The organism is Burkholderia sp. 22088 (assembly GCF_052045915.1).
Lineage (GTDB): Bacteria > Pseudomonadota > Gammaproteobacteria > Burkholderiales > Burkholderiaceae > Burkholderia > Burkholderia cepacia.
Map to the genome: position 1 here is coordinate 195,881 of NZ_JBQEPY010000014.1, position 23,364 is coordinate 219,244.

Sequence of the window (23,364 nt, forward strand, 5' to 3'; positions counted from 1 at the left end):
CGCGCCTCGAAAGCGCAGAGCCCTGGTTTCCCGTATGTTCGCGTTCGCCGATTCCAACGCACTAGTCGCTTGTCAGGCGCCAAGCGTGAGCCGTGTCACCAGCGCGGCCACCAAGGCCGGCAACATCACGCACACCCCGACCGCGAGAAATTCCCCGAAGCCGACCCGCTGCCCTTCGCGCCGGATCGCCGCGAGCCACAGAATCGTCGCAAGCGATCCGGTGACGGACAGATTCGGGCCCAGGTCGACGCCGATGAGAATGGCGCCGATCACCGTCTGCGGACTGTGCGCGGCGCCGATCGTCGAACTCGCGATCAGTCCGGCGGGCAGGTTGTTGACCAGGTTCGACGCGAGCGCGATGCCCGATGCGGCTGCGGCAGCCTGCTCGCCGCTGGCCGTCCACGCGCGCAGCAGCCCGGCCAGTGAGCGCACCGCACCGTTCCGGTCGAGCGCCTCGACGAGCACGAACAATCCCGCGACGAGCGGCAGCACGCTCCATGAAATTTCGCGAACGATCGGCACGCACGCCGCGCGATCCCGATACAGGACGCACGCGGCGGTGACGCATCCCGCGACCGCGGTCGGTAACCCGAGCGGACGATCCATCATCGACACCGCCATCAGCGCAACGGCCGTGACCGCGATGCCGGCCAGCGCAATGCGCGCGCCGCCGGTGAGCGGCAGCACCGGCAAACCCGACGCGCAACGGCCGCGAAGCGCATGTCGCTGCGTCATCCGAAGCATCACGAACGTGCACGCGATCGACGCGACGGACGGTAGTGCGAAATGGGCCAGCCATTCGCCGAGCGCGGGCATGCGCGAACCGTACAGCACGAGATTCGCCGGGTTCGAGATCGGCAGCACGAAGCTTGCCGCGTTGGCGACGAACGCACAGATGTACAGCAGCGGCATCGGGTCGGCCTTGGCGCGACGGGCGGCCGCGAAGACGGCCGGCGTCAGCACGACCGCGGTTGCATCGTTCGACAGAAAAATCGTCGTCACGGTGCCGACCAGATAGACGAGCGCGAACAATCGCCGGGGCGACCCCTGCGCGAGATTGACGACGTGCGTCGCGACCCAGTCGAACAGCCCTTCACGACGCGCGACTTCGGACAACAGCATCATGCCGGTCAGGAACAGATTTTGCGGACGATTCGCGCCGTCACGCCGGACGAAAAATCGCGTATACCTTTGCGACGTGCCCAAGACTTTCCCAACTGCACTTCGCACCTTGCTCGACGAGAAAGATGTCGCCGCGAGAAAACGTTGCACGGCGACCTGCTTCGTCGACAAACGTCACACTGCCTTCGAGCAGGTACATGAGTTCGTAATGGTGGTAAAGCATTGCGGTCCGATGATAGGGAGTTGAATCCCAGGTCCCGCAGGTAAATTGCCCGTCGGCCGAACGATAGTCGGTCTGATTGCGGCATTGGGGAGTCGGCGTGAGTAGCAGTTCCGCGAGGGGCGCGCCCGATGGCGCTAACTGCGGGGCACCGTCGATCGGCACGATGGTGCCGTCGGCACTGCCGCCGTTCTGGTAACGCATGAATATGATTGATGTGGGCCCTGTCGCTGCCCAAGAATACGCCGCTCCCTGACGTAGCACCGCGCTATCGCCCGGCCGCAGCATGAGCGCGTGCTCACCTTGCGTGAAGGTTACCGCTCCTTCCGAGACGACGACGAATTCGTCTGCTGGCTGGAACGACACTGTCCCACTGTCTTGTGCGAGCGTAATGGCACCAGCGGTTACCAGGCCTGGTGGCAAATCCAGTAAGCGGCGGCTGGACTGGAAGCGATCATCACTAGGCAAATCGCAAGATGCGACACCCTGGCTCGCATCCGACGCGAATACTTTCATATCGATGAAGGATCGAGGGCGGCTTTGCAGCGCTGCTAGTCGCTGCATTTCGGGCATGGCACCGTTGGATAGGTCTCGTTCAACTTTCACTTTACTTCCTCCAGTTTGCGCACCGAATGATCGATGCGCTGTAAGGTTCGGCCAAGTCTCACGACGGTCACACCCGGCCGCAATTGACGCAGAGACGGCATGACGAGGACGCAGTCGTCGTACGGCGTGGTAACGGCCTGTCCGTCTGACCAACCGATCACCGTACCGGTCTTCGAGAAGACTTCGAGGCCCGTGTACGGCCCCGCGAAACGAAAATCCATGCTCTGCGCAACAACCGGTTCCGTCACACGCACAACGGACATTGCGTCGGGAAGCGCTACGAGCCATCCGGCCGGCAAATCGTTTTTGTCGGCCACACCTGTCAGCAAGAGAAATCGAGCGGTACAGTCGCGGGCCACCGTGACCGCGCTCCTCTCCCAGTGCTGCCCGCATTCGATGAGGAGGGCGCTTTTCGCGCTTGTTTGATCGCCGAAGCCTCCGTAATCGCGCATCCTCCGTCCTTCGGGATGGCCTTCGTCACAGATGACCGTGCCTGGCGTGCCCAAATCTATCGCGAACTCGGTGCCCTTTCGCAGCGGGCCAGCCACGATCAGCGGCGCGCTCTTTTCGTGCATCGAGTGCAGATCGAGCAGCAAATCGACGGTGTCGAGCACTGGCCGCATTGCGCGGGCGCGATCAAGCTCCGACGAGCGCATCGCGAGATCGTCGAGCGTCGAAGCGGCCCATACCCGATTAAAGTCCTGGTCGACAAAACGGGCCTTGTCCGGCACTGCGGGATCGAAACGCGCATAGGCGGCCACGTTCGCAAACGACAGCGTCATGCTGCCGCGACGGGGCCGTAACCGCGCGCGCAACAGTTCGTCGACGACGATCGCGCCACACACCTCGTTACCGTGTGTCAGAGCGTTGATCATCACGTGCGGGCCGGTTACACCGGAATCAAACGTATAGACGTAAGGGACGCCCGTATTACCAGAGGCATGTGCGGAGATATCGGGAAAGTCGATTTCGATCGGATAGGCATCCATCGTCATTCCAGGCCGCCCTGACATAGATATTTGATCGACAGATAATCGTCGAGTCCATACTTCGACCCTTCGCGGCCATAACCCGATTCCTTCACGCCGCCGAACGGTGCCGCTTCCGACGCCAGCGCGCCCTCGTTGATACCGACGATCCCGGCCTCGAGCGCCCGCGAGACGCGATCGATGCGACGCATATCCTGGCTATAGAAGTACGACGCGAGGCCGAACGGCGTATCGTTCGCGGCCTGCACGGCCTGTTGTTCCGTATCGAATGGAAAGAGCGGCACGACCGGGCCGAACGTTTCCTCGTTGAAAAGCAGCATGTCCGATGTTGCGTCGGCGAGCACCGTTGGTGCGTAGTACCGCGGTCCGAGTTCAGTGAGCGCCTTGCCGCCCGTCAACACGCGCGCACCGTTTGCGACTGCATCATCAACGTGCTGTGCGATTTTCTCGATTGCACGCAAGTTGATCATCGGACCGATCTGCGAAGTCGCATCGCTGGCGGGACCAACGCGCAGTTCGGCTACCTTTGCACTCAACAGGGTAGAAAAGCGCGCGTAGACGCTACGCTGAACGTACACGCGGTTAGGGCTGACGCAGGTCTGGCCGCCGTTTCGGAACTTAGCCGCAAGGAGGCCCGCCACCGCCGCGTCGAGATCCGCATCCTCGAATACGATAAACGGCGCGTTGCCGCCCAACTCCAGGGAGGCCTTCTTCAGCGTGGTGGCCGACTCACGTGCGAGATACTTACCCACCGGCGTGGAGCCAGTAAAGGTGATCTTGCGCACGCGCCCATCCGCGAGCCATTCGCCAACGGCCTCGACGGTCGACTCGCGCGACGCTGAAATCAAATTGAGCACGCCGTCAGGCACACCCGCCTGATGAGCGAGCATGACCAGCGCGATCGCGGTGAGCGGCGTATCTTCGGCAGGTTTCGCGACGACGGTGCAGCCGGCGGCCAACGCCGGCGCGATCTTGCGCGCGATCATCGCCATCGGGAAATTCCACGGCGTAATAGCCGCCACGACACCGACCGGCTCTTTGATTGCGCTCATGCGCTTGCCGCGCTGCTGCTGAGCAATGAGGTCGCCGTAGATGCGCGTGGCTTCGTCGGCGAACCACGCGACGTACGAAGCGCCGTACGCAACCTCGCCGCGCCCCTCGGCGAGCGGCTTCCCTTGTTCGAGAGAGATTAGCGCGGCAAGCGCATCTTGCTGCTCAACGATGAGAGCATGCCAGCGGCGCAGTATGGCCGCGCGTTCCTTGGGTAGCATCGCGCGCCACGCAGGCAACGCCGCGGCGGCGGCGTCTGCTGCGGCACGCGCATCGGCGGGGCCGCTATCGGCTACCTCGGCGATCAGTTTTCCAGTAGCGGGATCAATCACCGCGAAGCGACGTCCACTCGCCGCGGCGGCCCATTGCCCATTGATGAAATTCTCCGCGCGAATCAGTGCGCGCGCTTGCTGTTCGAGATTGATGCTCATTGGAACGCTTCCTGTGCATGAGTTTGTGCTGCGTGGCAACAGCAGTTCGATGGCCTTAATATCCGCGCGCCCGATCGATTTCACCGATCATCGGTTTGCGCGCCCAGTGACGGCGCAGGTTTTCCAGCACTGCGTCGGCGGCTGTAACGGCGCACGTCGCGCTCGCGATATGCGGTGTGATGCGTACCCGAGGCTGAATCCAAAGCGGGTGGTCTGGAGGCAAGGGCTCCGGATCAGTTACGTCGACGACCGCACTATGAATGTGACCGCGCTCCATTGCATCGAGCAGATCGCCCGCTACCAGCTGCGGCCCGCGGCCTACATGCACGATCGACGCGCCTTCGGGTAACTCGGAAAAAATGCGTTCGGAAAGCAAACCGCGTGTCGCGTCGGTGAGCGGGACCAGGCAAACGAGCACGTCGGTGCGCGCGAGAAACGCATCGAGTGCGGCGTCGCCAGCGAAGCATTCAACGCCCTCGATGTCCCGCCGCGAACGGCTCCATCCGGCGCATGCGAACCCGAAGAGTCGCAGTCGTTCGAGTACCGCGGTCCCGAGCACGCCAAGCCCCAGCACACCAACGCGCCGTGTGGCGGCCGGCCGCAGCGGCATCGGCTTCCAAACGCGTACCTGTTGCTGCAGCGCGTAATCGAACAGATCGCGATGAATCGCGAGCACCGCTTCCGTGACGTACTCGACCATGCCGTCGACAATGCCTGGCTCGATCATGCGTACGACGGGCAGATGGGTGGGAATGCGGGTGAGATCGAGCTGGTCGACGCCCGCACCAATTGAGAACACGACTTCCAGATTGGGCAGCGTGACGGGGAGATCATCCGGTTGCCAGGCAATTAAATAGCGGATCGCGGATGGGTCGCCGATGTCCGGCCATATGCGAAACGCAAGGTCTGGGGCGAGTTGAGCGAAGCGCTCGGCCCATACCGCACCTCGCACCGGATCGGACTTGTATAGCACGGTCATCGCCGCTTACCCCATCGCCTGATTGATGATGCCGAATACGCCATATATCGCGTCCGGTTTGCCGCTGTGCCGCTCTGCCGGCTCATTGCGCACCATCTTCACAACCGTGTCGATGCGCTTCACGCCAACCGCGTTCAACCAATCGGTGAGGCCGCCCTCCCTTGGCACGTCGATGCGCACGAATTCGCCGGAGTACATCGCGAGCCAGTGGGCGATCAGCGCCTTCGCTCGCCCATCGCCTGGCGAGTGTGCTGCCACGACGGGACCAATTGCGTAACCGCGACCAAAGCGGCGAAACAGCGCAAAACCCACTAATTCACCGGCGCGTTCGAGCACGACACCCTGCGCAACATCGAGCAGTACGGGGATGATTTGGCTGCGATCCAGCCCGCTCGCACGCGACGCAAGTTCGATGACCAGTGGTACGTCGTCGCGTTTCAGCGAACGCAGTTGCTCTCCAGCCGGGGGCGTGACGCGCGGGACATTGCTGACGGCGCCTTGATGCTGATCGACCGTGCCGCACGCTTCGAAACCGAGTCTTTCGTAGAGCGGCTTGCCGGCGGGCGTAGCATGTAGGAACGTGACGCGGTTACCGAGCACCTCGAGCACCAGTTCCATCAACTGCCGGCCGATACCGCGCCCCTGCGCTTCGGGAGACACAATGACCAGGCCGAGCGTGCCACCATCGGTACCGCACTGCCAGCAGAGTGCCGTGCCGATCACTTCGCCGTCATCCTGCGCGACGAACCCGCTGCCGGCGGCGAACATCAATTGCCAATCTTCCGCTCGATGGGGCCAGCCGGCGGCCAGTGACAGTGCATGCGCAGCAATGATGTCGGTGGACTCGAAAGCACGGTAGGTCGGTGCATTCTTTACGGATAGTGTGGACACGAGAACTCCTGCAGCGGCATGTCGGCCTCGACAGATCCATCGCCGCGAAGCGGGTCGGTGCATCGTTGTTAACTGCGATAGAGTCACAGTCGAGTGTTCGGCAAAATATGGCACTATTCAATATAATGATCAAGAGATTCTTCCCGTTCATCGCGCTGACGGGAGGTCGCGCCGCCTCGGGTCGAATGCCGGCACGAGCGAGCCAGCGAATGAAGGTCAACTGCGATGCGCCCCGGGAAGGGTATTGAACCGTTTCAACAGAGGTTTGCATGAAGCCAGCACCGGTGAGGAAGAAAGACGTAACTGAACTGCATCATTCTGACGTCGGAGGCCGCCTACGGGCCCTGCGCATCGAGCAAGGATTGTCCGTCAACGAACTTGCCATGCGCGCCGGTGTGTCGGTCGGTACGGTGAGTCAGGTCGAGCGCAACAAGGCGAATCCGTCGGTGCGAATTCTCGAGCGCCTAAGGCAGGCGTTGTCGGTACCGCTTTCCGCGCTGCTGGAGGACGATGACGCAGCGTCGGATCCGATCGTCGGCGACTTCGTGCGCAAGGCGACCGAGCGGCCGCTGTTCGACGTCGGCAAGCAAGGCGTGCAAAAAGAGCTACTGTCGCCGCACGGAAATCATGACCTCAAGATGATGATCATCCTGCTCCCAGCAGGAGCAGGGTCCGATGAAGTGCTCGTTGGCGTGGGTGAAAAAGCAGGGCTCGTGCTCGAAGGCACAATCGTCCTGAATGTCGGTGACCGCCGCGCCGTGCTGCGCGCTGGCGATAGCTTCCAGTTCGAGAGCACTGTGCCGCACAGCGTGCGCAACGAGAGCAACGAGATGGCGCGCGTGCTGTGGGTCATGAACACGCAGCCACCAGTCGTTCATTTGTGAGTCCCGCGCTCTTGCTCGTGAGGCACCGGAGTCGGGCACGACGACTTGCCGCATCGCCGATTCGCCTTGCGACGCAGCGCACGATGGTCAGTCTCAACTGACTGTCGCCATTGCCGCGTGAGCGGCATTTGGATTGACTGGCGGCAAACGAACCCTACCGCACCGCACAACGAAAATTTCCCGATTTCTTTTTTGATCGCTAGCAATTCACTGAACGATCAATATAATGAACGCCATCAGATGCTTGTTCATTGCATGTCCCGCGCCTGACAAGCCGTGCAACTTGCGGTGACGTGGGGAATGAAACCTGGCGTCGCCGCTACTCCAGATTTTGAGGTTAGGTCGAGCATGTCTACCCCGCCACTCGATTTTGATCCGGCTACAGTCTCGTTGCCTCAGGGGCATTTCATTGGCGGCAGGTACTATTCAACCAATGAGACGCCGATCGCTGTTTACCGACCTTCCGACGGTCAGTTGCTCGGCCATATCCCCGATGCCTCCGCAGACACTATTGACTATGCGGTGAGCACCGCGGTGCAGGCATGGAAGACGAGCGACTGGGCAACGCAACCGCCACGCGAGCGAGCGAGAGTACTGAGTCGCTGGGCAGATTTAATCGATCGGAATGCTGTGAGCCTCGCGCAGTTGGAGGCGGTCAGCTCGACGCGCCCCGTCGCCGAGGCGTACGCATCCGATGTGCCATTTACCGCAGAGGCGATCCGCTTTTTCGCTGAGCTCGCCGACAAACTTGGCGGCGAGTTCGCGGCAACGCGCCGCGAAAGTGCGGGATTCGTGACATCGGAACCCTATGGGGTGATCGGTGCAATCACACCGTGGAATTTCCCGCTGTCGATGTGCTCCTGGAAGTGCGGACCCGCGCTCGCCGCCGGGAACGCGGTCGTGTTGAAGCCGTCGGAACTGACGCCGTTCTCTACGCTCAGGTTGGCGGAACTGGCAGTCGAAGCGGGCATGCCGCCCGGCATCTTCAACGTGGTGAACGGCCGTGGTGCAACGACCGGAGCCGCGATTACCCGCCACCCCGATATTTCGAAGATCAGCTTCACCGGTTCCACGCGAACCGGTGCTGCGATCATGAGCGACGCGGCTTTGCATGGCACGAAGCCCGTGACGCTCGAGCTGGGCGGGAAAAGCCCCCAACTCGTGTTCGAACAAGTACCGGACTTGGAGCACGCAGCGCGCTGTATAGCGCGAGGATTCACCAGCAATGGGGGCCAAGCATGCGTTGCCGGTACGCGGCTTATCGCGCACAGGCGCATCGCCGAGCCGCTGCTCGAAGCGGTACAGCGCAACTTGGCGAATATCGCCCCAGGGCCACTATGGCGGAGCACGACTCACTATTCACCCATCATCAGCCGAAGCCAAGCTGATCGGATAGAGTCCCTCATCGACGAGAGTCTAGCGAGCGGCGCCGAACTCATCTTCGGAGGTGGCTACTTCGAAGATACAGACGGCGGCTATTTCCACCGACCGACCCTCCTGGCGAATGTGACCGATTCGACGCCGGCGGTGCAGCAGGAATTGTTCGGTCCGGTGCTGACCGTTCAGACCTTTGAGGACGAGGATGAAGGCATCGCACTTGCCGGCCACCCGACATACGGGTTGTGTGCGGGTGTCCATACGAGCGACATTGGGCAAGCGATGCGCGCTATGCGCCGAATTGCTGCTGGTACCGTCTGGATAAATCGCTATGGTCGCAGCGGGGACATGATTATTCCCACCGGGGGATTCAAACAGTCGGGTATCGGGAAAGATCTCGGGCGCCAAGCGCTGGAAGCCAGCATGCGATACAAGAGCGTGCTGATCGATTTTGATCGAATGTGACGGTGGGTAGAAGTTGATCGACACCGCAATGAATGGTTTTGCTCGTTGCTTGACACCGGGGTGTGAAGGAGGCCGAACGTCTTGTATGCATGCTTTTGCCGCACGTGGATGAAGCAATTTTCTCAAGGATAGACCATGTTCCAATATACGCCGCAAAGTGCTTCGGGGAAGCACGTCCGTTTCTTCCAGCGCATTCTCGTTGCTGCCGCCGTAGCCGTAGCAACGGTCTGCGGAGCCAGCCAGGCATGGGCAGCGCAAATCAACGTTTCCGCCGGAACCACGCCGTCCAGCGTTCCCAACGCGTTCTTGAACATCAAGACAAATCAGATTGAAGGCGTCATGCCGGATGTCATTCGCGCAATTGGGCAGCGCGAGGGCTTCGACGTGTCGTTCAATGTCATTCCATTCTCCGCATTGATCCAGTCAGTCGTTTCCGACAAGATCGACCTCATCGTGGCCGGTATGACACCGACGCCGAAGCGAGAAGAGGTGATCGCTTTCTCTCAACCCGTGGCTTTTTTTGGCAAGGGGATCATCGTCAGCGCCTCCGATAAGAATACCTATCGGACAATTGACGATCTGAAAGGCACGGTGATCGGCGCCGGCGCCGGCGAGGAAACCTCGGACGAGCTTGTGAAGCTCGGCATCTTCAAGGAAGTGAAGTTGTATAACACTGCCGCCGATATGGCCCGTGATGTCACGCTTGGTCGCATTACGGCAGGATTCAATGATTATCCGATCTGGAAGGCACAGGAGGCTGCCGGTACGCTGCAGGGTTGTCGTGTCGTCGATGGCTTCAAACCGCTTCGAAAGGTACCGATTGCATTCGGCGTCAAGAAAGGAAATGCCGCCTTGCTGTCAAAGATCAACGACGGGCTGGCCAAGATCAAGGCGGACGGAACGTTGGACAAGATCCTGAAGAAATGGAATTACGTGGATTGACGTGCCGGATGTCGATGGACGATGACAGGAGGGCATAGTGATGCGCGTCTTCGGTCGGATCGAATGGGACTCGATCCGACTTGCCAGATGCGCATGAGTATGACCGTTGGGTAAGGAGACGGCCGGTCTGCCGCATAGTCCGAGCGTAGCTATCGAGATCATCCGCTCTTGATAGCTACAATTAAAAACGGCGCCGGTCTTTAAGTACAAACGATTATTGGAAAGGCGAAACATGCGTTGGAGCGACATGGTCGATTTTGTCCCCATCCTGCTGCAAGGGGCCGGGATGACCGTCTTTATCACGATCAGCTGCCTGATTCTCAGTACCGTGCTGGGTCTCGTTTGGGCGCTTCTGAAGATGTCGCGGCACGCGCCGGTCAGGCGCGCGGCCACCACGTTGATCAACGTGGTGCGGGGGCTGCCGATGATCGTGTTGCTGTTTTATATCTACTTTGTACTGCCCTCGATCGGGCTACAAATGAGTGCCTTGCAGGCGAGCATCATCGGCTTGGCGTTTGGGTACTCCACGTACGTCGCCGAAATCATTCGATCCGGCATCGAATCCGTTGATCCGGGTCAATACGAAGCAGCCCAATCCATCGGAATGGGGCGCATCAAGACGATGACGCGGGTGATTCTTCCCCAAGCCATCAAGGTCGCCTTGCCGCCTTATAGCAACACGCTCGTGTCGATGCTCAAGGATTCGTCACTGGCATCGACGATCACCGTCTCCGAGATGACGCGTCAAGGCTCACTGATCGCGGCCGCGACCTTCCAGAATCTTGAGGTCTACACGCTCGTGGCGATCGGATATCTCGCCATGAGCCTTCCGTTGATGAGTTTGACGAAGGCGCTCGAGCGGCGCTTCGGTAAACACAAGGTGAAGTGAGGCGGCAAATGATCGAGATCAAGGACGTACATAAGAGCTTTGGCGACGTGCCTGTGCTCAAAGGCATTACGTTGAAGGTGAACGAGGGCGAGGTGGTGTGTCTGATCGGGGCATCGGGCTCCGGCAAGTCGACGCTGCTTCGATGCATCAATGCCCTGGAGTCGTACGATTCGGGCGAGATCAAATTGCTGGATCAGATAGTCGAGCAGCGCTCACGCCATATCAATCAGCTTCGCACTCAAGTCGGCATGGTGTTCCAGCGCTTCAACCTGTTCCCGCACCGTACCGCCGTGGAAAACGTGATGGAGGGGCCGGTGCATGTCAAGCGCGAGCCGGTCGAGCAGGCGCGACGCGAGGCGATCGAGTTGCTGCATAAGGTTGGACTCGGCCAGAAAATCGATGCTTATCCCCATCAACTGTCGGGCGGCCAGCAGCAACGGGTGGCGATCGCGCGATCGCTGGCGATGAAGCCGAGGGCCATTTTATTCGACGAGCCCACTTCAGCGCTGGACCCCGAACTTGTGGGCGAAGTGCTGAGCGTGATGCGCACGCTGGCGCGCGAAGGGATGACAATGCTGGTCGTCACGCACGAAATGGGCTTTGCCCGTGAAGTGGCCGATCGCGTGTGCTTCCTGCATGCTGGCCTCATCATCGAAGAGGGCAATGCCAACGACGTACTGGGTTCGCCACGCGAAGCGCGGACCCGGGAATTTCTGCGGCACGTATTGACGCACCGCGCCGAGGACCCGCACGCGCATGACGGTGGCACCGGAGCCGTGGCATGAACGGGTACGCTGTCAATCGAACGATGGAAGTTTGTGATGCTTAGAATCGAAGAGGTGTACGACACCCCTGAATTTACGGGTGCAGCCGAGGTGGTTGTGATCGGCGCCGGGATCATCGGGACATCCACCGCGTACGAATTGGCGCGACGCGGTGTCTCTGTCGCACTGGTCGACAAAGGCATCGTGGGCGGGGAGCAATCCGGGCGCAACTGGGGCTGGGTGCGCCAGCAGAACCGCGACATCTTCGAACTGCCTCTTGCGATGCGCAGCCTTCGTCGCTGGAGTGAATTGCGAGACGAAATTCAGATCGACCCGGGCTTTCGCCGCGAAGGTATTTTTTATGTCAGCGACGACGCAAAAGCCATCGCTCAATGGGAAGCCTGGTGCAGGCAAGCGCGCGAGATCGGGTTTGTCAGTCATATGCTCAGTTCGAGCGAGGTCAACAGCCGTGCGCCCCAGGGCGGTCCTCGGTACGCTGGTGGGGTTTGGTCGCCCGACGACGGCCGCGCTGAGCCTTCGCGTGCAGCCCCGGCCCTTGCCGAGGGCGCGAAGCGCCGGGGTGCCCTGCTCTATCAAAATTGCGCGGCACGTGGTTTGGAACTCAGTGCAGGGCGCGTTAGCGGTGTGTGGACAGAGCGCGGCCTGATCAAGGCGAGCACGGTGGTATGCGCCGGAGGTGCGTGGAGTTCACGCTTTTGCAGGCGTCACGAAATCGACCTCCCAGCCGTCAACGTCATTGGAACGGCTATGCGTACGTCCGTCGCAGCAAACGTGGTCAACGGTTGCTTCAGCGGTCCCGGGTTTGCACTTCGTCGCCGCCTGGATGGCGGATATACGCTGGCTGTTCCGGGTTTTGGGCGCATCGACTTGGCGCCGCTTGGCCTGAAACACGCGTTGCGGTATTACCGCAATTATCGGAACGACATTGGCAAGAAGCTCAAGTACCGCCTTGCAACGCCCTGGTTCGAAGGTCCCGAGGCATCGGCAACTTGGCAATTCGACCAGACCTCTCCGTTTGAACGCTGCCGTGTGCTCGACCCCAAGCCCGATCTCGAGTTCGTGAAAGTTGCTTTGGACAACGTCAAGCGCGCTATCCCACAGTTGGGCGACCTGCGGGTGGTGCATGCTTGGGCCGGGGCGATCGACACGACGCCCGACCTCATTCCCATCATCTCCGATATCGCGACACTTCCGGGATTCTACGTCGCCACCGGATTCAGCGGTCATGGGTTCGCGTTGGGCCCGGCGGCTGGAGAACTGGTTGCCGATATGGTCACGGGCGCGAAACCCTTGATGGATGTTTCTCCTTACCGATTGAGCCGTTTCACGGACGGCACGTCCATCAAGATTCCGGAAATGATGTGACAGCGCATGTTGTTGGCACTGTTCCGTTAGTCGCTTACGACTCGCGGCGGGTGCGACGGACCCGCCCTTCGCCATGTCGAGCGTTCTCGCACGGCCCTCATCAAGCGCGCGCATGACCATTTTGGCGGGGCCTCGACGGTTGTTGAATACAACTGCCACATCCCGCTGTAAAGCGTTTCCGTTTTATTGAAATCTATTAACAGGAGCGATGTCATGAGGTACGTCTCGACCCGAGGCGCCAGCGCCGATCGGCGGTTTTCCGAGGTCCTGATGGAAGGGTTGGCACCGGACGGTGGCCTATACGTGCCCGCCGCCTACCCCAAGGTCGATGACGCAACGCTCCGGCGTTGGCGCGACTTGACGTATGTCGAACTCGCCTTCGAGATTCTCTCGCTGTATATCGACGATATTCCGGCCGACGAACTACGTGCCATCATCGGCCGCACCTACACTCCGGAAGTCTTCGGCTCGGCGCAGATCGTTCCTTTGCGCACGCTCGACGACTCGATCGCCTTGCTGAACCTGTCCAATGGCCCGACGTTCGCCTTCAAGGACATGGCAATGCAGCTTCTCGGAAACCTGTTCGAATCCGAGCTGGGGCGTCGCGGCGTGCAGCTCAATATCCTCGGCGCGACCTCCGGCGACACCGGCAGCGCGGCGGAATACGCGATGCGCGGCAAACGCAATGTCCGAGTGTTCATGTTGAGCCCTCATGGCCGCATGAGTCCGTTCCAGCAGGCGCAGATGTTCAGCCTGCAGGACGAGAACGTCCACAACCTCGCGATCGAGGGCAGCTTCGACACGTGTCAGGACATCGTCAAGGCGGTTTCCGCCGATCTGGCCTTCAAACGGCAATACAGCATCGGCACGGTGAATTCGATCAACTGGGCGCGCCTGCTCGCGCAGGTCGTCTATTACTTTGCCGGCTATTTCCAGGCAACGAATGAGAACAGCGATCGCGTCTCGTTCTGCGTCCCGTCCGGCAATTTCGGCAACATCTGCGCCGGCCACGTCGCCCGCATGATGGGCCTGCCCATCGATAAGCTGGTGTTGGCGACCAATGAGAACGATGTGCTCGACGAATTCTTCAAGACCGGCCGATACCGTGTTCGCGCGAGCAGCGAAACAATGGTGACGTCCAGCCCGTCGATGGACATTTCAAAAGCATCGAACTTTGAACGCTTCGTATTCGACCTGCTGGGCCGGGATGCTCAACGTGTCGCGCAGTTGTTCGGCACGGCGCTTGCGCAGCGTAGCCAGTTCACGCTCACCGCAGAAGAGACATCGCGCATTTCCAGCTACGGTTTTGTGTCGGGCAAGAGTACGCATGCGGACAGGCTGCGCACCATCGCCGAGACCTGGGAACACCATCGCACCATTATCGACCCGCACACCGCCGACGGCGTCAAAGTTGCGCGCGAACATCTTCGGCCGGGCATTCGCACGGTAGTGCTGGAGACCGCATTGCCGCTGAAATTCGCAGACATCATTCACGAGGCGATCGGCCAAACCGTGCCGCGGCCGGCAGCGGTGGCCGACCTCGAACGACGCCCCCGGCGCTGTGAGGTCATCGCGCCGTCGGCCGACGAGGTGATGGCATTCATCGCCCGGCATTGGAACGCCTGAGGCCGTTGATCCGTTGAGAGAGGGTTGCCATGGCTGTATTCACTCCGGTCTCCGAGGAAGAAGCTTCAGCTTTCATCGCGCCGCTGGCACTGGGAGAGGTGATATCGCTGCGCGGTATTCCAAGCGGAATCGAAAACACCAACTATTTTCTGACGACGCGCGCCGGTGAATTCGTGCTCACGCTGTTCGAGCGCCTGGGCGATACGCAGTTGTCGTTCAGCCTGCTTTGGATGCAGCACTTGGCACGAAAGGGAATTCCCGTACCGGAGCCAAGGGCCGATGACGACGGTCGTATCGTGTTCGAACTGAACGGGAAACCCGCTTGTCTCGTGACCAAACTGGATGGGCGGCATTGCCTCGACCCGGAGCGGCAACATTGTGATCAGGTCGGCGAGATGCTGGCGCGTATGCATCAAGCCGGTCACGACTTCTCAATGGAGCAAATCCCCTCGCGAGGCTATGACTGGTGGTTCTGGGCCGCTGATCGGATCGCACCGTTGCTTGACGACGAAAGACGCGACGTTCTTCTCGACGAGCTGCAATTCCAGCGCGCGCTGGCCAATGATAGTCATTACCGGGGACTACCTCGAGGCCCCGTACACGGTGATCTTTTCCGCGATAACGTCTTGTTCGCGCGTGCGGCAGAGACCGGCCATGCAACAGGGGCCGAGAAGCTGACGGGTTTCTTCGACTTTTACTTCGCGGGAACCGACGTAGTGATATTCGACGTGGCGGTGTGCCTGAACGACTGGTGTATCGATCTCCGGTCCGGGGCACTGCTGCCCGCCTTGTCCCGTGCGTTCGTCGAAGCGTACGAGCGCGTCCGCCCTTTGACATCGCTGGAGCGGCATTACTTGCTCGCAGTGCTCCGAGGAGCGGCATTGCGGTTCTGGCTATCGCGCTTGGTGGACCTGCATTTCCCCCGCGATTCTGCGCTGCTCCACGCGCATGATCCAGAGCACTTCTTTCGTGTCCTCTGCCATCACCGCCGCGCGTCGGCGTTTTGATAGCGGAGGCGACGGCTCAACGACGAGATGCCGATGTGACTTTCGCAGTCAAGTACGCAAGCCTCTGTTGTGCGTGTCCATTTGCTTTTCGGTGAATGCACACTCGACAAAATGACCGGACCCGGTCGAATTCCCGCTTTCCGAAGGCCAAGACAGATGTCTATCGACCGCATCGACGCCAACATACTCAGCCTACTCCAGCACAATAATCGCCTGACGTCCGAGGAAATCGGCAACGCAGCCGGGTTATCGCCGACGGCCGTGCAGCGTCGCCTCAAGAGACTTCGCGCGGACGGCGTGATTGAAGCGGATGTGTCGATTGTTCAACCCAAGGCCGTGGGCAGACCCATTTCGATCGTGGTGATGGTAACGCTGGAGCGGGAAAGAGCGGACATTGTCGATCGCTTCAAGCAGTCGATCCGGCAGACCCCCGAGGTCATGAACGGATTTTACGTGACCGGCGATTCCGACTTTCTCCTGATCGTCACGGCCCGAAGCATGGAGGACTATGAGCAGTTCACGCGCAAATTCTTCTATGAAAATCCCGATATCAAGGGATTCAAAACCATGGTGATCATGGATCGGGTCAAGGTCGGCTTCTCCGTGCCAATCGACTTTTCCGACATCGTCGATGAATAGTGGCGAAGCGCTCCCCAGCGTTCCAGATTGCTGAGGCGCCTGCCACGCCACGTCGCGAACTGACTTCGCGCTCAAATTATTGCGGGTCGGTGCGCCGTTGCATCGCTGTTTGAAAGCTGTCGCTCGACAAGTCGTACCGCAAGCAGCGCGAAAAAATTAATCAGCAGGTACAACGCCGAGGCTATCGCGAAGATTTCGATAATGGCGAAGGTCTCGCTCATCAGGCGTTTCGCCTGCCCCGTGATTTCCAGTACTGTAATGGTCGACGCCAGACTGGACTCCTTGATCACAATGGCCACCTCATTGCCGTATGCCGGAAGCGCCTGGCGTAGCGCAAGCGGATACATGATCCGACGCAAGACAGTGCCAGGCGACATGCCGGATGCGAGGGCGGCTTCCATTGCCCCCTTGGGCACCGCGAGAAATGCACCGCGGAAAATCTCCGAGGTATATGCCACGGTATTCAGAAGCACTGTCATCATCGCGCAGTGCAGGCTGTCACCGAATAGCCACCACAGGACAGTCGTATCTTGCACGAACTGCACCTGACCGAAGCCATAGTAGATGATAAAGATCTGGACGAGCATCGGCGTGCCGCGAAAAAATGCGCTGTATGCGTCGCCCAATGCCGCAAGCATGCGCCGAGGACCGATCCGCAAAAGCGCAAGCAGCACCCCGAGGGGAAAGCCGGCAACGACGCCAGCCAGGCCAATCATCAAGGTGACCTTTGCTCCCTGAAACAGCAAGGGCAAGGACATGGCAATCAGTTCATCCATCACCTACCTCCTACAAATCCACGGTTCAGGCTTCGCTCGAGAAAAGCGAACGCTCGTTGGCTCGTCCAGGTAATGAACAGGAAAACAAAGCCGGCGATCATGTAAAACAAGAGCGGACTGTGCGTAATACCCGCTGCAATCGCCGAGATCCGCATGAGCTCCTGCAAACCCACGACAGAAACCAGAGACGTGTCCTTTATGGTCATCTGCCAAACATTGTTCAGGCCGCTCAGTGCATAACGGAACATGAGTGGTGCGATCACACGCCGATAGGTCGTCAGGCGAGAAAAGCCGAGCGCTCGCGCTGCCTCGATAGCCCCGGGTGCAATTGCCTGCAGCGCTCCTCGCAGTACCTCGATCGAATAGGCGGCTGAAATCGCAGCAATCGACAGTGTTCCCATGATAAAGCTGTAGGCTGAACGCAATTCGTCTCGAAAGCCAAAAAAGGCGCCAATTCGATCTACTGTTTCAACCGAACCGAAAAACAGTAAATAAATTACCAGTAGCCCTGGAATGCTGCGAATCACTCCAGTGAAAGCATCGACCCCAGGAGACAGAATCGGAATCCTTCGCCATCGGGCAATTGCGAGTGGTACCGCTATGGCGATGCCGATCAGCATGCCCAGTAGTCCAAGAAGGATGGTGACAATACTGCCCTTGAGAATCGATGTCAGCCAGCCTTGTTGAGTCAGCAACTTTAGGGTTTCGATCAGCATCGCGGCGGGTCACGTCCAAACTTTTATTGATCGTATGCAGGCGGAACCAATAGATCACACCCGCGAGTCCGGTTTGCTTTAAACGTCAAGGCGCACACGGGATCGTGTAATCTTCCTGAAACCATTTGATGCTGATTTTCTTCATCGTGCCATCCTTGATCAACGTGCACAGCGCAGTGTCCACGCGCTTCTTGAACTCAGCATTGCCCTTCCGGATTCCAACACCCATCCCCGTGCCGAGAATTTCAGGATCTTCTTTCTGCCTGACAGCAACAGGGACACGCGTAATCGCCGCGCCGCTCGGAGTCTTCATCACGTCGGCCCACGTCGGGGAATCACTGAACGCTGCATAGAGCCTGCCGCTTTTCAGGTCGCTTACCATCTGATTCACCGAGTCGTAGGATTTGATGTCGGCATTGGCGAAGTGTTTAGCCACATACTTCGCGTAGGTCGTGCCATTGACGACGCCCACGGATTTTCCGTCGAGCGCTTTTCCTATCGCGTCGAGCGACGTTGCCTGCAGGAGGGGCGAACCCTTTTTGACCGCGAAGTACTTCGTGACGCCCGCATAGGGAATCGAAAAGTCGATCTGCTTCTTGCGCGCGTCCGTTATTCCCAACCCTGAGATGACCACGTCGAATTCACCCGCCGAAAGCGAGGGAATCAGCGTATTGAAGGACTGGACAACGAATTTGCACTGCATTTTCAATTCAGTGCAGATCGCACTCGCGACGTCGGCGTCATAACCGGTTACGTTACCACTGGCATCAGCCATGCTGAAGGGAGGTGCGTCGCCCTCTGTCCCGACTGACAAGGTAGCTGCCTGAGCAGGGGCATAAGTCGAGACCAATACTGCGGCGCCCATAAGGAGCGAGAGAAAAGACCATTTCATACAGTTTTCTCCAAACAGTGATCAACGTTTTAATATTCACCAGGCCAATCAGATTAGCGGCTAGTGTTGCGACAAAAAATTACGCACTCGACCAGATTTTGCAGAGGTGAAGATCGCCTCCGGCGTATCGTCTTCCTCAATCTTCCCCTGATGCAGAAAAATCACTCGGGACGATACTTCACGGGCAAAGCGCATTTCATGGGTGACCAGCAGAATCGTATTGCCTTCATCCGCAAGCTTGCGAATGACCTTGAGGACCTCGCCCACCAGTTCCGGATCGAGAGCGGAAGTCGGTTCGTCGAAGAGCACGACACCCGGCTTCATTGCCAAGGATCGAGCGATGGCGACGCGCTGCTGTTGCCCGCCCGAAAGCTGGGATGGGTAGGCGTTGCGCTTTTCTGCCATCCCGACCTTTGCCAACATTTCCATGGCAATCACCTCCGCTTCGCCGCAGCTCATTTTTTTGACAAATCTCAGCGCTTCGGTCACGTTCTGAATCACGGTTCGATGTGGCCAGAGATTGAAGTTCTGGAAGACCATACCGATCTGTTTCCTGAACTCGGGAATCGCCGCTGAATTGACCGATCTGAAAACGCCTTTACGGTCGGCCTCCATCTTGACGGTCTGGCCGCGCAAACTAATCGATCCGGAAGTCGGCATCTCGAGAAAATTGATGCAGCGAAGCAGTGTGCTTTTACCCGACCCAGACGATCCGATCAGAGAAATGACTTCGCCCTGCTTCACCTTTAGATTGATACCGTTCAGAACCAGATCTGCTGCGAAGCGTTTTTTCAGATCGTGGATTTCGAGAATAGGAGTGGCTGTCATGTTCAAGGTCACGTTGATGGAACGAATCCTGGGTCAGGTAAATTTCCAATCTGATCCCGCGACTTATCAAAGTCAGCTTGATTTGCTCAGCTCGCGCGTGACTTGATCGATAGCCCTCCCGGTGATGTCGACCATCTCGTCGATTTCGCTTCGGGTCATCGTCAGCGGCGGCGCAAAACCGAGAATATCGCCGTGAGGCATTGCGCGCGCAATCAGTCCGCGATCGCGCGCTGCCTGCGAAATGCGTGCACCGACTTTCAAGGCCGGATCGAAACGCAGCTTCTTTTCTGGATCAGAAACGAACTCGATCGCGGCCAGCATACCGACGCCTCGCACTTCGCCCACGAACGGCAAATCGCCAAATCGATCCTTGAAGCGATCGAGCATGTAGGCGCCGTTGGATGCCGCCTTCGCGGGAATGTTTTCGGCCTCGACAATGTCGAGAACAGCGTTTGCGGCAGCCACGCTGATTGGATGGCCCGAATAGGTGTAGCCATGCGAGAAGCTGCCAACGCTCGACGTCGCACCTTCCATGACTGCATACACCTTCTCGCTCACAATGCTCGCCGACAACGGGGCATAGGCTGAAGTTAGCCCTTTTGCCACCGTGATCAGATCCGGCTCGATGCCATAAAGCGTCGAACCGAACATTTGTCCGGTGCGCCCAAAACCGGTGACGACTTCGTCTGCAATCAAGAGCACGTCGTACTTCTTCAGCACTGCCTGAATAGCCGGCCAATAGCCATCGGGGGCAGGTATGATGCCCCCCGTGCCAAGCACGGGCTCGCCGATGAATGCACCCACCGTTTCCGGGTCTTCACGCAGAATCATCGCCTCCAGTTCGGCGGCCCGGCGTGCCACGAAGGCCGCCTCGCTTTCCCCCTGCTCCGCCCCCCAGTAATGGTGCGGAACACCCGTGTGAAGGATGCGCGAAGTGGGAAGATCCATGTGGTCATGATAGAAACTCAATCCGGTCATCGACCCCGATACGACCGAACAACCGTGATATCCCCGTTCGCGAGCGATGATTTTCTTCTTCGTCGGCCGGCCGCGTAGATTGTTGTAGTACCACACGAGTTTTGCCTGTGTTTCGTTGGCATCCGATCCAGACAGTCCATAGAACACCTTCGACATCTTCCCTGGAGCCATCTTCACGAGACGGTCCGAAAGCTTCGCCAGTTGCTCCGTCGTATGCGACGCATAGCTATGGTAGTACGCGAGCTTATACGCCTGACGTGCGATGGCCTCCGCCACTTCGGTTCGTCCGTATCCGATGTTGACGCAATAAAGCCCAGCAAAGCCGTCGATATACTCGCGACCAGTTGCGTCCTTGATGCGCACACCATTCCCCGTCTCGACGATAACCGGATCACTCGCACCCGTCGCGTAGTCCTTGAGATAGGTGAACGGGTGCAGCACTGAGCGTCGATCCATCTCAGCAATCTGATCGATATTTTCCACAATAGTCCTTTCGTAATGGGTCTATCAAAGCTTTACTGTCGGCAGCCGGCCACTTCAGACACGTGCGAGATCACCAAAGCAAACGTATTTCGGCTCGAGGAATTCATCGATCCCAAACGTAGAGCCTTCACGGCCAAGGCCAGATTCTTTCCATCCACCGAAGGGGACGGGCGGCCCAGTGAACGAAGCCGTATTCACGGCGACCATTCCGTACTCCAGCGCTGAAGAACAACGAAGCGCGCGGTTCAGGTCGGCAGTAAAGACATATGCGGCGAGGCCCATTTCCGACGCATTCGCGCGCCGGACGACTTCCGCCTCATCGTTGAACGGCAGGATGGCCGCAACGGGTCCAAACGTCTCTTCGCGCGCAATCAGCATGTCGTCGGAGACATCGCACAAGGCAGTGGGCGTGACAAACTTGCCGCAGATGCCCGAACTGCCTCCTGCCAGAACACGCGCCCCCTGATGAACCGCGTCATCGATATGCGACCTGCACTTGTCCGCGACAGTCTGCTTGGTCATGGGGCCGATATCGGTGTCGGGAGAAAGACCCGGGCCTACCTTTAATGCACTGACTCGCCTCGCGAACCGGTCGCAGAATGCGTCGTAGATGCCACGTTGGACATAGATGCGATTTGCCGCGAGACAGTCCTGACCCGACGTTGCGAATTTGGCTGACATGCAGCTATCGACGGCGGCATCGAGATCGACGTCGTCGAAAACGATGGCCGGCGCATGTCCGCCCAGTTCCATCGAAATCTTTTTCACTGTTGCGCCGGACTGCGCATAAAGCTTTTTTCCGATCGCAGTCGAACCGGTGAAGCTCACTGCGCGCACGCGGCAGTCCGCCGAGATGACATCGGCAAATTGCTCACCGTCGCCGTGGAGAACTTGAAAAACACCATCGGGAAAGCCAGCGTCTTTGGCCAGCGCGTAGAGCGCAAAGGCAGACAGCGGCGTTTCCGGTGCGGGTTTGACGATGACCGGGCAACCGGCCGCCAATGCCGCTGCCGCCTTGCGCGCAATCATCGCCATTGGGAAATTCCACGGCGTGATCGCGACCGTGATGCCGACTGGCTGCTTCGAAACCCATCCAAGGCTCGACGGCTTATGGGCCGTCATCGATTGACCGCAGATCCGGATCGCCTCGTCTGCAAACCAATCGATGAATGCGACACCGTAGGCAATCTCGCCTACAGCTTCGGCTAGCGGTTTTCCCTGCTCCGCGCTAAGGACCTGCGCCAATACCCGACTCTCGCGACGAATGGCCTCCGCCCATGCGCGCAGCAACGTGCGGCGCTCCTCCGCCAGACGACTCCGCCAAGCGGTAAACGCACGATCAGCCTCATCGATCGCTGCACGCATCGCGTCTTGACCGTGATAAGTGACCCGGGCCAGACATTTACCCGTAGCGGGGTCTCGAACCAGCTCCGCCTCGTCCGAAGGCAGGCTGTGTCTTGCATCGGGTTCTGTCGGCAGCAACTCGATTCCTAGGGCCGAGCACGCAAAAAGCCGATGTACCTCAGTGCAGTCAAGCGCTGCACACGCAAGATTTGCAACCACGATTCACCTCGTTTCGTTTCGACGTGAAAATTTTATTCACGCAATATTTTCGAAAAGAAACGTTGAATGAATTCTTGGCGCAGTTTTTCTGCAAATTTATCGAGCAAATCGATGTTTTTCGACGCGCAGCCAAGGAGCGGGCAACTCAGGCTTGTGCCCTGTCCCCCGTTCGCGAGCAGGGCGAGGTGCGGGTGTGTGGCATGTCAGGCATCAGCGTGGATGCCGACTCAACTCGGAACGATGCAGCCAACTGAATATAAGGGTCACAGATAGCCGGCTCTCGCAGTATCTGGTGCGCTGTTCCATGCCTATGCTGACCAGCGTCGGCTAAGCGTGCGAAACGCCTACCGGAATCCCGATATCAAGCAGAGATCCTGCGTGATATCACAGAAAACGCAGCTTTTGAGTGATTGAACCTCCGTTTTCGCTGTCGTCCGGAAAATTGACGCTCATAAACTTCCCGCATTGCCATCCTGCAATCGTTGACCTCCTGATCTACTGATATGTCGTCATTCATCCGCTTCGACTTTGAAAATCTCGGCACGCCTCGCATCGGGGCTCCTCTTCCTGAGCGCGCAATCGAAGGCTCGCAAGTATTCTCAACATGGGATATCGACCAGGCGAATACCGGCGATGTCCGCACGGGCGTTTGGGAAGTTACGCCCGGTGCCTATCGCTCGATCAAAGGGTCGACCTGGGAACTTTGCGTCATCCTCTCCGGTGTTTCTGAAATCACCGAAGATGGGCAAGCACCCATCGTTGTGAAAGCGGGCGATACCTTTGTGATGAAGCCAGGCTTCGAGGGAACATGGCGGGTCATCGAGACGACCCGCAAAATTTGGGTAACCAAAGACTGAGTGC

At 59.0% G+C, this 23,364-nt stretch carries 22 protein-coding genes and 1 pseudogene; 11 read left to right on the top strand and 12 right to left on the bottom strand.

Annotation, left to right across the window (positions count from 1 at the left end; translation table 11 throughout):
* Positions 1-72: 72 nt before the first annotated feature.
* From ACTJLD_RS26155 to ACTJLD_RS26180, 6 genes and pseudogenes are all read right to left on the bottom strand, one after another.
* A pseudogene (locus ACTJLD_RS26155) lies at positions 73-1,140 on the bottom strand (arsenic transporter); the annotation flags it as partial.
* Between the two features lie 22 nt (positions 1,141-1,162).
* Positions 1,163-1,948, bottom strand: coding sequence for a cupin domain-containing protein (locus tag ACTJLD_RS26160; protein ID WP_151062567.1), 786 nt, complete (start codon positions 1,946-1,948; stop codon positions 1,163-1,165).
* Positions 1,945-2,937, bottom strand: coding sequence for a succinylglutamate desuccinylase/aspartoacylase domain-containing protein (locus tag ACTJLD_RS26165; RefSeq protein ID WP_174904701.1), 993 nt, complete (start codon positions 2,935-2,937; stop codon positions 1,945-1,947). Before ACTJLD_RS26165 ends, ACTJLD_RS26160 begins: the two co-directional genes overlap by 4 nt.
* 2 nt (positions 2,938-2,939) lie before the next feature.
* Positions 2,940-4,418 carry an NAD-dependent succinate-semialdehyde dehydrogenase gene (locus ACTJLD_RS26170; RefSeq protein ID WP_151062565.1) on the bottom strand — a complete coding sequence of 493 codons (1,479 nt, stop codon included), beginning with the start codon at positions 4,416-4,418 and terminating at the stop codon, positions 2,940-2,942.
* Positions 4,419-4,473: 55 nt separating this feature from the next.
* Positions 4,474-5,397 carry a 2-hydroxyacid dehydrogenase gene (locus tag ACTJLD_RS26175; protein ID WP_151062564.1) on the bottom strand — a complete coding sequence of 308 codons (924 nt, stop codon included), beginning with the start codon at positions 5,395-5,397 and terminating at the stop codon, positions 4,474-4,476.
* A 6-nt stretch (positions 5,398-5,403) separates the two neighbouring features.
* Positions 5,404-6,288: a GNAT family N-acetyltransferase gene (locus ACTJLD_RS26180; RefSeq protein ID WP_151062563.1), complete on the bottom strand. Its 885-nt coding sequence runs from the start codon at positions 6,286-6,288 to the stop codon at positions 5,404-5,406.
* A gap of 269 nt (positions 6,289-6,557) precedes the next feature.
* Here ACTJLD_RS26180 and ACTJLD_RS26185 point away from each other — a divergent pair, with 269 nt between their 5' ends.
* From ACTJLD_RS26185 to ACTJLD_RS26225, 9 genes are all read left to right on the top strand, one after another.
* The gene (locus tag ACTJLD_RS26185; RefSeq protein ID WP_151062562.1) at positions 6,558-7,172 is read left to right on the top strand and encodes a cupin domain-containing protein; all 615 of its coding nucleotides are present in this window, start codon (positions 6,558-6,560) and stop codon (positions 7,170-7,172) included.
* A 348-nt stretch (positions 7,173-7,520) separates the two neighbouring features.
* A complete protein-coding gene (locus tag ACTJLD_RS26190; RefSeq protein ID WP_151062707.1) occupies positions 7,521-9,014 on the top strand; it encodes an aldehyde dehydrogenase family protein in 1,494 nt (497 codons plus the stop codon).
* Between the two features lie 135 nt (positions 9,015-9,149).
* Complete coding sequence (locus ACTJLD_RS26195; RefSeq protein ID WP_151062561.1) at positions 9,150-9,956, top strand: ABC transporter substrate-binding protein; 807 nt, start codon at positions 9,150-9,152, stop codon at positions 9,954-9,956.
* A 232-nt stretch (positions 9,957-10,188) separates the two neighbouring features.
* On the top strand, positions 10,189-10,845 hold the full coding sequence (locus ACTJLD_RS26200) for an amino acid ABC transporter permease (protein ID WP_151062560.1): 657 nt from the start codon (positions 10,189-10,191) through the stop codon (positions 10,843-10,845).
* 8 nt (positions 10,846-10,853) lie between these two features.
* Positions 10,854-11,630 (top strand): amino acid ABC transporter ATP-binding protein, encoded by a 777-nt coding sequence (locus ACTJLD_RS26205; protein ID WP_151062559.1) that lies wholly within the window; start codon positions 10,854-10,856, stop codon positions 11,628-11,630.
* Positions 11,631-11,666: 36 nt separating this feature from the next.
* Positions 11,667-12,995 (top strand): NAD(P)/FAD-dependent oxidoreductase, encoded by a 1,329-nt coding sequence (locus ACTJLD_RS26210; RefSeq protein ID WP_151062558.1) that lies wholly within the window; start codon positions 11,667-11,669, stop codon positions 12,993-12,995.
* A 213-nt stretch (positions 12,996-13,208) separates the two neighbouring features.
* Complete coding sequence (thrC, locus tag ACTJLD_RS26215; RefSeq protein ID WP_151062557.1) at positions 13,209-14,621, top strand: threonine synthase; 1,413 nt, start codon at positions 13,209-13,211, stop codon at positions 14,619-14,621.
* Between the two features lie 29 nt (positions 14,622-14,650).
* On the top strand, positions 14,651-15,628 hold the full coding sequence (locus ACTJLD_RS26220) for a homoserine kinase (protein ID WP_151062556.1): 978 nt from the start codon (positions 14,651-14,653) through the stop codon (positions 15,626-15,628).
* Positions 15,629-15,784: 156 nt separating this feature from the next.
* The gene (locus ACTJLD_RS26225) at positions 15,785-16,267 is read left to right on the top strand and encodes an Lrp/AsnC family transcriptional regulator (RefSeq protein WP_151062555.1); all 483 of its coding nucleotides are present in this window, start codon (positions 15,785-15,787) and stop codon (positions 16,265-16,267) included.
* Positions 16,268-16,338: 71 nt separating this feature from the next.
* Here ACTJLD_RS26225 and ACTJLD_RS26230 read toward each other — a convergent pair whose 3' ends face one another.
* The 6 genes from ACTJLD_RS26230 to ACTJLD_RS26255 all read right to left on the bottom strand — a co-directional run bounded on the left by ACTJLD_RS26230 (position 16,339) and on the right by ACTJLD_RS26255 (position 22,422).
* Positions 16,339-17,043, bottom strand: a complete 705-nt coding sequence (locus ACTJLD_RS26230) for an ABC transporter permease (RefSeq protein WP_151062554.1) — start codon at positions 17,041-17,043, stop codon at positions 16,339-16,341.
* Positions 17,043-17,759 (bottom strand): ABC transporter permease subunit, encoded by a 717-nt coding sequence (locus ACTJLD_RS26235; RefSeq protein ID WP_151062553.1) that lies wholly within the window; start codon positions 17,757-17,759, stop codon positions 17,043-17,045. Before ACTJLD_RS26235 ends, ACTJLD_RS26230 begins: the two co-directional genes overlap by 1 nt.
* An 85-nt stretch (positions 17,760-17,844) precedes the next feature.
* Positions 17,845-18,651, bottom strand: a complete 807-nt coding sequence (locus tag ACTJLD_RS26240; RefSeq protein WP_151062552.1) for a transporter substrate-binding domain-containing protein — start codon at positions 18,649-18,651, stop codon at positions 17,845-17,847.
* Between the two features lie 60 nt (positions 18,652-18,711).
* A complete protein-coding gene (locus ACTJLD_RS26245; protein WP_428839506.1) occupies positions 18,712-19,485 on the bottom strand; it encodes an amino acid ABC transporter ATP-binding protein in 774 nt (257 codons plus the stop codon).
* A gap of 66 nt (positions 19,486-19,551) precedes the next feature.
* Positions 19,552-20,940, bottom strand: a complete 1,389-nt coding sequence (locus ACTJLD_RS26250; RefSeq protein ID WP_151062550.1) for an aminotransferase — start codon at positions 20,938-20,940, stop codon at positions 19,552-19,554.
* A gap of 54 nt (positions 20,941-20,994) precedes the next feature.
* On the bottom strand, positions 20,995-22,422 hold the full coding sequence (locus tag ACTJLD_RS26255) for an NAD-dependent succinate-semialdehyde dehydrogenase (RefSeq protein ID WP_208455057.1): 1,428 nt from the start codon (positions 22,420-22,422) through the stop codon (positions 20,995-20,997).
* A 104-nt stretch (positions 22,423-22,526) separates the two neighbouring features.
* On the opposite strand from ACTJLD_RS26255, the gene ACTJLD_RS26260 reads away from it, so the two are divergent.
* The gene (locus ACTJLD_RS26260) at positions 22,527-22,757 is read left to right on the top strand and encodes a hypothetical protein (protein WP_151062549.1); all 231 of its coding nucleotides are present in this window, start codon (positions 22,527-22,529) and stop codon (positions 22,755-22,757) included.
* 249 nt (positions 22,758-23,006) lie between these two features.
* Positions 23,007-23,360 (top strand): cupin domain-containing protein, encoded by a 354-nt coding sequence (locus tag ACTJLD_RS26265; protein ID WP_151062548.1) that lies wholly within the window; start codon positions 23,007-23,009, stop codon positions 23,358-23,360.
* The last annotated feature ends 4 nt before the right edge of the window (positions 23,361-23,364 follow it).